The sequence below is a fragment of the Streptomyces sp. adm13(2018) genome, assembly GCF_008042145.1.
In the GTDB taxonomy this organism is placed as follows: Bacteria; Actinomycetota; Actinomycetes; order Streptomycetales; family Streptomycetaceae; genus Streptomyces.
In genome coordinates, this window is the sequence record NZ_RDBH01000060.1 from 16,860 (window position 1) to 28,126 (window position 11,267).

At 74.5% G+C, this 11,267-nt stretch carries 3 protein-coding genes; all 3 read left to right on the forward strand.

The window, feature by feature from the left end:
• The coding region (locus tag EAO70_RS37640; RefSeq protein ID WP_187283741.1) for a non-ribosomal peptide synthetase at positions 1-3,090 on the forward strand (3,090 nt) is incomplete at its 5' end.
• 20 nt (positions 3,091-3,110) lie between these two features.
• Positions 3,111-10,331 (forward strand): amino acid adenylation domain-containing protein, encoded by a 7,221-nt coding sequence (locus tag EAO70_RS05340; RefSeq protein WP_148001853.1) that lies wholly within the window; start codon positions 3,111-3,113, stop codon positions 10,329-10,331.
• A gap of 113 nt (positions 10,332-10,444) precedes the next feature.
• Positions 10,445-11,266, forward strand: coding sequence for a 2,3-dihydro-2,3-dihydroxybenzoate dehydrogenase (locus EAO70_RS05345; protein ID WP_148001851.1), 822 nt, complete (start codon positions 10,445-10,447; stop codon positions 11,264-11,266).
• Position 11,267: the final 1 nt, after the last annotated feature.

The following is an 11,267-nucleotide window of genomic DNA, read 5'->3' on the forward strand; positions in this document are numbered from 1 at the left end:
GGCGGCGCCTACCTCCCCCTCGACCTCACCCTCCCCGCCGACCGCCTCACCCACATGACGGACACGACACGGCCGGTCGTGATCCTCACGGATCTGCTCTCCGAGGGCGCGCTCCCGGAGGGTGTCGGGACGGGGCGGATCCTGCTCGACTCCCCCGCAGTGACAGCCGAGTTGGCCGGGCTCTCCGCCGAGGCCCCGACCGACGCGGACCGGACCGCTCCGCTGCTGCCGCACCACCCGGCGTACGTCATCTTCACCTCCGGCTCCACCGGACGGCCGAAGGGCGTGATGGTCGAGCACCGCGCGATCGTCAACCGCCTGGAGTGGATGCAGCACGCGTACCTCCTCGGGGGCACCGACCGGGTTCTCCAGAAGACCCCGACCGGGTTCGACGTCTCCGTCTGGGAACTCTTCTGGCCCCTCACCCAAGGCGTCCCCCTGGTCATCGCCCGCCCCGAAGGCCACAAGGACCCCGAGTACCTCGCCGAGCTGATCCGCCAACAGCGGGTCTCCGTGGTCCACTTCGTCCCGTCCATGCTCGCGGCCTTCGTCGCCGAGGTGGAGGTCTCCTCCTGCCCGAGCCTGCGGGTGGTGGTGTGCAGCGGCGAGGCCCTCCCCGCCGATCTGGTCGCCCGCTTCCACGAGTCGGCCGGTGAGCGATCCGTGGCCCTGGAGAACCTGTACGGGCCGACCGAGGCGGCCGTCGACGTCACCGCGGCCTCCTGCCCGCCCGGAGAGGCGCAGGGCACGTCGGCCTCGATCGGCTCCCCGGTCTGGAACACCCGTGTCCACGTCCTGGACGACCGCCTCCGGCCCGTCCCCGTCGGCGTCCCCGGCGAGCTGTACCTCGCCGGCGTCCAACTCGCCCGCGGCTACCTCTCCCGCCCCGACCTCACCGCCGAACGCTTCGTCGCCGACCCCCACGGCCCCGCCGGCACCCGCATGTACCGCACCGGCGACCTCGTCACCCGACGCCACGACGGCGCACTCGACTACCTCGGGCGGACCGACGACCAGGTCAAGCTCCGTGGCTTCCGCATCGAGCCCGGCGAGATCGACACCGTCCTCACCGCCCACCCGGACGTCGTCCGCGCCGTCACCGTCGTACGCGAGGACCGGCCGGGGAGCCGCAGGCTCGTGGCGTACGCCGTCCCGGCGGCGGGCGCGGTGTTCGACGCGGAGGCGCTGCGGGCGCACGCGGCCGGGCAGCTGCCCGAGTACATGGTGCCGAGCGTCTTCCTGGACATCCCGGCGGTGCCGCTCTCGCCCAACGGCAAGCTGGACCGGCGGGCGCTCCCGGCGCCGCCGGAGCCTCGGGTCGGCGTGCCGGCCCCGGCCCCGGTTCCCGTGCCCGGTGAGGGCCCGGTCGAGCTGCTCGCCCGGCTGATGGCCGAGGTTCTGGGGCTGGCCGCCGTGGGTCCCGAGGACAACTTCTTCGAGCTGGGCGGCGACAGCATCGTCTCCATCCGCTTCGTGAGCCAGGCCCGCAAGGCGGGGCTCAAGGTGACGGCCCGCCAGGTGTTCCAGCACCCGACGCCCGCCGGGCTCGCCGCCGTCGCCGCGCCCACGGCGGACGCCGCGGCCGCCGCGCGCCCCGCCGAGCAGGGGGTGGGGCCGCTCGTCCTGCCGCCGGTGGCGCGGTGGTTCGCCGAACGCGGCGGTCCCTTCCGCCGGTTCTGCCAGGCCCGTCTTGTCGTGGTGCCCGCCGGGGTCCGGCGGGCCGACCTCGCGACCGCCCTCCAGGCGGTGTTCGACCTCCACGACGGGCTCCGGCAGGTGCTGACCGTGACGCGCCCCGGCGTGTGGAGCGCCGAAGTGGCCCCGTTGGGTGCGCTGTCGGCGGCCTCGGTGCTGCGGACGGTCGACGCGTCCGGGCTCGACTCCGGTGCGCTGCGGGAGCTGGTCGGCCGTGAGTCGGACCGCGCCGCCGGCGAGCTGGACCCGGAGACCGGGGCGACCGTGCGGGCCGTGCACCTGGACGCCGGTCCCGGTGAGCCGGGCAGGCTGCTGCTCGTCGCCCACCACCTAGTGGTGGACGAGGTGTCCTGGCAGATCCTGCTGCCCGACCTGCGGGCGGCCTGGGAGGCCGCGTCGGCGGGGCGGACGCCCGCGCTCGACCCCGTGCCGACGGCGCTGCGCACCTGGACGGCGGGGCTGCTCGCCGAGGCGCACAGCGGTCGGCGGACGGCCGAGCTGGACCGGTGGACGGCGGCGGCGCCGGAGGCGCTGCTGCTGGCCGACCGGCCGCTGGACCCGGCGCGGGACACGGTGGCGACGGCCCGGCGGCGGACCGTCCGGCTGTCGCCCGAGCGGACCGAGCCGCTCCTGGCGGCGGTGCCGCAGGCCTTCCACGGCACCGTCAACGACACCCTCATGACCGCGCTCGTCCTCGCCGTGGGCGCGTGGGCGGCCCGCTCGGGACGGCCCACGGACGGCCTGACGGTGGAGCTGGAGGGGCACGGCAGGGAGCAGGACCTCGTGCCGGGCGCCGACCTCACCCGTACGGTCGGCTGGCTGACCAGTGTGTATCCGCTGCGGCTCACCGCCGACGGCTACGACCCGGCCGCCGTGGTCGCCGGGACGCAGGACGCGGGGACGGCCCTGAAGGAGATCAAGGAGCGGCTCCGGGACGTCCCGGACGGCGGGATCGGCGCGGGGCTGCTGCGGTACGCGAACGCCGCCACGGCGGGGCTGTTCGCGGCCGGCGCGGGCCCGGAGATCCTGTGGAACTACCTCGGCCGGCAGACCGCGCGGACACAGTCCGTGTGGGGTCCCGCGGCGGAGGCGGACGCCCTCGCCGTACGGCCCGATCCCGGCATGCCGCTCTCCCATCCGCTCGCCGTCGACGCGGAGATCGAGAACGGCCCGGACGGTCCGGAGCTCGCCGCCACCTTCGTCTGGGCGGGCGAGGCGCTCTCCCCGCGCACGGTGGACGAGCTCGCGGACGGCTGGCTCGCCGCGCTCGACCTGCTCGCCGCGTGGGCGGCCGGCGGTTCCTCCGCCGGACACACCCCGTCCGACCTCGACCTGCTCGACCTCGACCAGAACCAGATCACCATGCTCGAAGAAATGTGGAGGGCCCAGCAGTGACGCAGGCTCGTATCGAGGACATGCTGCCGCTGTCCCCCCTTCAGCAGGGCATGCTGTTCCACTCCGTCTACGACGGAGAGGGCGCCGACGTGTACACCGTGCAGGTGTCGGTCGGTCTGTCCGGGCCCGTGGACGCGGACCGCCTGGACCGTGCGGCGGCGGCGCTCCTGCGCCGCCACCCGAACCTGCGGGCCGGCTTCTGGCACGAGGGCGTTCCCCAGCCGGTGCAGTTCGTGCCGGCGGAGGTGACGTTCGGTGTCGAGCGGGTCGATCTGACGGCGGCGTTCCCGAAGGCCGCCGACGGCACCGCGCTGACGGGCGCCTCGCCGGCGGAGCGGCTCGCCGTGCTGCGGCGGGCCGAGCTGGCGCGGCGGTTCGCGCTGCACCGGCCGCCGCTGCTGCGGCTGGTCCTGGCGCGGCTCGCGGGGGACGACCACCGGCTGGTGATCACGGTCCACCACATCCTGGTCGACGGCTGGTCGATGCCGCTGCTCGTGGGCGACCTGCTCGCGCTGTACGCGGCGGACGGGGACGCCTCGGGGCTTCCTCCCGTACGCCCCTACCGGGCGTATCTGAAGTGGCTGAAGGAGCAGGACACCCCGGCGGCGGAGGCGGCCTGGCGGTCGGCCCTCGCCGGGGTCGAGGAGGCGTCGCTGGTCGCGGCGCCGGACCCGGCGCGGGCGCCGGTGCGGCCCGGGGTGCACGCCCTGGAGCTGTCGCGGGCGGCGACGGACCGGCTGACGGCGGCGGCGCGGCGGCTCGGCACGACGCCGAGCACGCTGATCCAGTGCGCGTGGGGGCTGCTGCTCGGCGGTCTGACGGGGCGGCGGGACGTCGTGTTCGGTCTGACGGTGTCGGGCCGACCGGACGAGATACCGGGCGTCGAGTCGATGCTCGGTCTGTTCATCACGACCGTGCCGGTGCGGCTGGCCACCCGGCCCGAGGAGACGGTGGAGGGGCTGCTGCGGCGCTTCCGCGACGAGCAGAACGCGCTGCTGGCCCACCACCACCTGGGGCTGCGGCTGATCCAGAGGCAGAGCGGCGGCGGGGAGCTGTTCGACACGCTCGTCGTCATCGAGAACTACCCGGTGGACCCCTCGGCGCGCGAGACGGTCGCGGGCGGGGTGCGGGTGACGGGCGTCGAGGCGGAGGACGCCACGCACTACCCGCTGACCCTCGCGGTGTCCCTGGACGCGCGGGCCGAACTGCGGCTGGAGTACCGGCCGGACGTGTTCGACGCGCGGGCGGCGGAGCGGATCGCGGACCGGCTCGCGCACGTCCTGGACCGGATCGCGGCCGAGCCCGGTACGGCGGTCGGCGCGCTCGCGCTGCTGCCGCCGGCCGAGCTGGAGCGGGTGCGGGGCAGCTGGCCGGGGACGCTGCGGGACGTGCCGTCGGGGACGGTCGCGGACGTGTTCACCGAGCGGGCGGCGCGCGCGCCCGACGCGACGGCGGTGGTCTGCGGGGAGACGTCGCTGACCTTCGCCGAGCTCGACGGGCGGGCCGCGCGGCTCGCGGGGCTGCTCGCGGAGCGCGGGGTGGGACCGGAGTCGGTGGTGGCGCTGGCCGTGCCGCGTTCGGCGGAGACGGTGGTCGCGATCCTCGCCGTGCTGAGGGCGGGCGGCGCCTATCTGCCGCTCGACCTGGACTATCCGGCGGACCGGCTGGGTCTGATGATCGAGGACGCGGCGCCCGCGTTCGTGCTGACCACCGCGCGGGCGGTGGAGCTGCTGCCCCCGGCCGGGGACGGTCCGGAGCGGATCGTGCTCGACGCGCCGGAGACGGTCGCCGTGCTCGACGCGCGCCCGGCGGAGTTCGCCGCGCCGCGGATCGCGGACGGGCACCCTGCGTACGTCATCTACACCTCGGGGTCGACCGGCCGTCCCAAGGGCGTGGTCCTCACCCACGGCGGTCTGTCGAACCTGTACGCCAACCACATCGCCGAGGTCTTCGGTCCGGTGGTCGACGCGACCGGCGGGCGGGCCCTGCGGGCACTGCACACGGCCTCGTTCAGCTTCGACACCTCGTGGGAGCAGCTGTTCTGGCTGGTCGCGGGGCACGAGCTGCACGTCCTGGACGAGGTGGGCCGCAGGGACGCCGAGTTCGTCGTGGGCTATGTGCGGGAGCACCAGGTGGACGCGATGGACGTCACCCCGACGTACGCCCTGGGGCTGCTGGACCGGGGTCTGCTGGACCCGGCCGGGCACCGTCCGGCGCTGCTGCTGCTCGGCGGCGAGGCGGTGCCGGAGGCGCTGTGGTCGGCGGTGCGGGCGGCGAGCGGGGTGATCTCGGTGAACCTCTACGGTCCGACCGAGTACACCGTGGACGCGCTCGCGGCGGACCTGGCCGGCAGCGCGACCCCGGTGGTGGGGCGGCCGATCGGCAACACGCGCGCGTACCTCCTGGACGCGGCGCTGCGGCCGGTCCCGGCGGGGACGACGGGTGAGCTGTATCTGGCGGGGCACGGGACGGCGCGCGGCTACCTGGGCCGGTTCGCGCTGACCGCCGAGCGGTTCGTGGCCGATCCGTACGGTCCGGCCGGCTCGCGGATGTATCGCACGGGCGACCTGGCGCGGCTGCGGGCGGACGGGGAACTGGAGTACCTGGGCCGGGCCGACGACCAGGTGAAGATCCGTGGTTTCCGGATCGAGCCGGGCGAGGTCGAGTCGGCGCTCGCGGCGGTGGCCGGGGTGGACGCGGCGGCGGTCGTGGTCCGCGAGGACACCCCCGGCGTGAAGCGTCTGGTCGGCTATGTCACCGGCACGGCGGAACCGGCCGCGATCCGCGCGGAGCTGGCCGAGGTGCTGCCGGACTACATGGTTCCGGCGGCCGTGGTGGTGCTCGGCGCGCTGCCGTTCAACGTGAACGGCAAGCTGGACCGGGCCGCGCTGCCCGCGCCGGTACTCGGCGCCTCGCCGGAGTCCCGGGCCCCGAGCGGGGAGCGGGAGGAGGCCCTGTGCCGGGTGTTCACCGAGGTGCTGGGGCTGCGCTCGGTCGGCGTGGACGACGACTTCTTCGCCCTGGGCGGCGACAGCATCGTCTCGATCCAGCTGGTGACGCGGGCCCGTAAGGAGGGCCTGGTCCTCACCCCGCGCGATGTGTTCGAGCAGCGGACGGTGGCGGGTCTGGCCGTGGCCGCCAGGACGCCGGACGAGCAGGACGCGGCGCGGACCGCGCCGGGGGCCGAGGGGCCGCTGGTCGAGCTGGACGAGGCCGGGCGGGCGCTGCTCGACCGGGTGTTCCCGGGCGCCGGGGAGGTGCTGCCGCTGGCACCGCTCCAGGAGGGGCTGTACTTCCACGCGCAGTACGACGATCGCGCGCTCGACGTGTACCTCATGCAGAACTTCGTGGAGCTGCGGCACGCGGTGGACACGACGGCGCTGCGCGCCGCGTTCGACGCGATGCTGCGCCGGCACCCGAACCTGCGCTCGGCCTTCTGGCACGAGGGTCTGGCGGGTCCGGTGCAGGTGGTGCCCGCCGTGTGGGAGCTGCCCTGGGACGTGCGGGACCTGACGGGTCTGGACCGGGCGGAGCAGGAGGAGGCGCAGCGGGTGTTCTCGCTGGAGGACGCGGCGACGCGGTTCGACCTGTCGGCGCCGCCGCTGATGCGCGTGACGCTGCTGAAGTTCGCCGAGGACCGGTGGATGCTCTGTGTGACGCAGCACCACATCCTCACCGACGGCTGGTCGGAGTCGCTGTTCTTCGAGGAGCTGTTCCAGCTGTACGGGGCGGGTGGCCGCGCCGAGGTGCTGCCGCCGGTCACTCCGTACCGTGCGTACCTGCGGTGGCTGGCGGGGACGGACAGCGAGGCGGCGCTGATCGCCTGGCGGAACCATCTGTCGGGTCTGGACCAGGCGACGCTGGTGGCGCCGGCCGATCCGGCGCGGCAGCCGGTGACCGCCGAGGTGGTGGACATCGCGCTCGGCGAGGAGACCAGTGACCGGCTGCGGGCCTTCGCCCGGGGCTGTGGCGTCACGCTCAACACGGTGCTGTCGGCGGCGTGGGCGCTGTCCCTGGCCGGGATGACCGGGCGGGACGACGTGGTGTTCGGCGCGACGGTCTCGGGGCGTCCGGCGGAGGTGCCGGGCGTCGACCAGATGATCGGCATGTTCATGAACACGCTGCCGTTCCGGGTGACGCTGCGGCCCTCGGAGACGCTGCGCGAGCTGCTGGTGCGCACGCAGGGCGAGCACGCGGAGCTGCTGCCGCACCACTACATGGGCCTGGGCCGGATCCAGCAGGCGGCGGGTGTCGGGCAGCTCTTCGACACCCTGTACGTGTTCCGGAACACGCCCCTGGACGACACGGCGCGCGAGGAGGCGGTGGAGCGGCACAAGATCGGCTGGACGCACAGCGTGGACGGCACGCACTATCCGCTGACGCTCGCCGTGACGCCGGACCGTTCGCTCGAACTCAGCCTGGCCTACCGGCCCGACCTGTACGAGCGGACGAAGGCGGAGGAGCTGGCGGCCCGGCTGCGGCTGCTCGTCGAGCAGTTCGCGGCGGGCGGGGCGACGCCGGTCGGCCGGCTGCGCACCCTGGAGGCCCCCGAGCGGGACGGGCTGCTCGCCCTCGGCGACGACCTGGGGCACGAGCTGCCGGACGTGTCGTTCGTCGAGCTGTTCGCCCGGCAGGCGGCGCTCACCCCGGACGCGACGGCGCTGGTCTTCGAGGAGGAGCGGCTGAGCTACGCGGAGCTCGACGAGCGGGCGAACCGGCTGGCGCGCGCGCTGATCGCACGGGGCGCGGGTCCGGAGCGGACGGTGGCCCTGGGGCTGCCGCGCTCGGCGGACTTCGTGGTCGCGCTGTTCGCGGTGCTCAAGGCGGGGGCGGCGTATCTGCCGCTCGACCTGGACCACCCGGTGGACCGGCTGGCCGCGATGGTCGAGGACGCGGGTCCGCTCTGCCTGGTCACCGTGTCGTCGGTGACGGGCCGGGTGCCGGTGGTGGCGGGTGTGCCGCCGCTGGTCCTGGACGATCCGGCGATGGTGGCGGAGCTGGCCGCGCTGCCGGGCGGGCCGGTGGCCGAGGAGGAGCTGTCGGCACCGCGCGACGGCCGGCACCCGGCGTACCTGATCTACACCTCGGGTTCCACGGGGCGCCCCAAGGGCGTGGTGGTGCCGGGCTCCGGTCTGGTGAACATGCTGCTGAACCACCGGGAGCGGATCTTCGAGCCCGCGGTGAAGCTGGCGGGCGGGCGACGGATGCGGGTCGCGCACACCGTGTCGTTCGCGTTCGACATGTCGTGGGAGGAGTTCTTCTGGCTGGTCGACGGGCACGAGGTGCACGTCATCGGCGAGGAGCTGCGGCTCGACCCGGCGGCGCTGACCGCGCACTACGACCGGGTCGGCATCGACGTCGTCAACGTCACCCCGTCGTACGGGCAGCAGCTGGTCGACGCGGGGCTCCTGGACGAGGGGCGGCACCGTCCCGCCCTGGTCCTGCTGGGCGGCGAGGCCGTGCCCGACTCCCTGTGGTCGCTGATCGCGGGGACGGAGGGGACGATGGGCTACAACCTGTACGGGCCCACCGAGTACACGATCAACGCGCTGGGGGCCGACGTCGGCGGCAGCGCCACCTCCTGTGTCGGCCGGCCGATCCACAACACCCGGGCGTACGTGCTGGACGGCGCGCTGCGGCCGGTGCCGCACGGGGTGCCGGGCGAGCTGTACCTGGCGGGCGCGGGTCTGGCGCGCGGCTACTTCGCGCGGCCGGCGCTGACGGCGGAGCGGTTCGTGGCCGATCCGTTCGGCGAGCCGGGCACGCTGATGTACCGCACCGGTGACCTGGTGCGCTGGCGCGAGGACGACGGGATCGACTACCTGGGCCGGGCCGACCACCAGGTGAAGATCCGCGGTTTCCGGATCGAGCTGGGCGAGATCGAGTCGGTGCTCGCCGCCGCGCCCGAGGTGGCGGCCGCCGCGGTGGTCGTGCACACGGGGGCGAACGGGGTGAAGCGGCTCGTGGCGTACACGGTGCCGGCCTCGGAGACGGACCGGACGGACCCGGAGACGGTGACGGCGGCGCTGCGGGCCCGGCTGGCGGCGACGCTGCCGGAGTTCATGGTCCCCTCGGCGTTCGTGGAGCTGCCCACGCTGCCGCTGACGGTGAACGGCAAGGTGGACCGGGTCGCACTGCCCGCCCCGGTGTTCGCGGACGCGGGCGGCGGCCGGCCGCCGAAGGACGCCCGCGAGGAGCTGCTCTGCGGGATCTTCGCGGACGTGCTCGGTCTGGAGCGGGTCGGTGTCGAGGACAACTTCTTCGAGCTGGGCGGGCATTCGCTGCTCGCGATGCGGCTCGTCGGCCGCATCCGTGACGAGCTGGGCGTCCCGGTCCAGGTGGGCACGGTGATGTCGGCGCCGACGGTCGCGGACGTGGCGGCCCGGATCGGCTCGGACTCGCGCCGTGACGCGCTGCGGGTGCTGCTGCCGCTGCGGGAGCGGGGCGGGAAGGCGCCGCTGTTCTGCTTCCACCCGGCCTCCGGGTTCGGCTGGCAGTACACGGGCCTGCTGCGTCACCTCGACGCGGACCGGCCGGTGTACGCCGTGCAGTCGCCCGGTCTGGCCGGGGAGCTGCCGGACGCGGCGGACGTCGCCGAGCTGTGCGAGCGGTACCTGACGGAGCTCCGCGCGGTGCAGCCGGAGGGGCCGTACCACTTCGCCGGGTACTCCTTCGGCGGGACGGTGGCGCACACGCTCGCCGCGATGCTCCAGGAGCGCGGCGAGGAGGTCGCGTTCCTCGCGCTGCTGGACGCCTATCCGCCGGAGCGGGACGACTGGTCGTACCTGGAGACGCCGGAGTGGCGTGAACGGCTCGAACAGGAGGAGAACGGCTTCCTGCTCTCGGTGGCGGGGCTCGGGGCGGAGACCGCCGGGCGCGGGGACGTGTCGCGCGAGGAGGCGGTGGCCGCGATCCGGGACAGCCAGGGTCTGCTCGCGGGCTTCGACGACTCCCTGCTGCACGCCATCGTGGAGACCAACGTGCACTGCGTACGGCTGCTCTCCCGCAGCCGCACCCGGCACTTCCGGGGTGACGTCCTCTTCTTCACGGCCGCGCGGACGACCCCGGACGGGGAGACGCCGCAGCTGGTGTGGCACGCGTACGTGGACGGCGTCCTCACCGAGCACGTCCTCGACCGGGGTCACGACGAGCTGATGGCGCCGGAGGCGCTGGAGGAGATCGGCCCGCTCCTGGACGCGGCGCTGCGGGCCGTGACGGACGGTCCGTCACCTCGCCGGTGACGTCGATCCGTTCGGTGTTCCGCAGTCGGTGGCGGCCTTCGGGCCGCCGCCGGGGCAAGCCCATGGGTTATTCGAATGACTTAGGTTAGGCTTACCTAAGTCAAGGAGGTATTGTGGCTGAAAGCAGCAGACCGCGTGGTGAGTTCGAGGGTCGCGTGGCCCTCGTCACCGGCGCGGCGCAGGGCATAGGCGAGGCCGTCGTGCACGCCCTCGCCGCGCGCGGCGCCACCGTCGCGGCGACGGACCGCGCGGCGGCCGCGCTCACCGAGAGCGTCGCACGGACGACCGGTGACCACGGCGGAGAGCGGGACCGGCCCACCGGCACCGTGGTCCCCTACCGGCTGGACGTCACCGACGGGGGCGACGTGAACCGGACCGTGGAGCGCGTCGAGCGCGAACTCGGCCCGGTGGACATCCTGGTGAACGTCGCCGGGATCCTCAGGACCGGACCCGCGCTCGACCTGACGGACCAGGACTGGGCGGACGTCTTCGCGGTCAACACCACGGGCGTCTTCCACCTCTCCCGGGCCGTGGTCACCGGCATGGCCGCCCGGGGCTCCGGCTCCGTGGTGACCGTCGCGTCCAACGCCGCCGGCATCCCCCGCTCCGGCATGAGCGCCTACGCCGCCTCCAAGGCCGCCGCCGTCGCCTTCACCAAGTGCCTGGGCCTGGAGGTCGCCGACCGGGGCGTCCGGTGCAACGCCGTCTGTCCCGGCTCCACCGACACCCCCATGCAGCGCGCGCTCTGGGACGGGCCGACCGGCCCCCGCCGCGTCATCGAGGGGGACGTCACCAGCCACCGCACCGGCATCCCGCTCGGCCGCATCGCCGACCCGGAGGACATCGCGGAGACCGTGGCCTTCCTCGCCTCCGACCGGGCCCGCCACATCACCATGCAGGACATCTACGTCGACGGCGGCGCCACCCTGCGCTGAC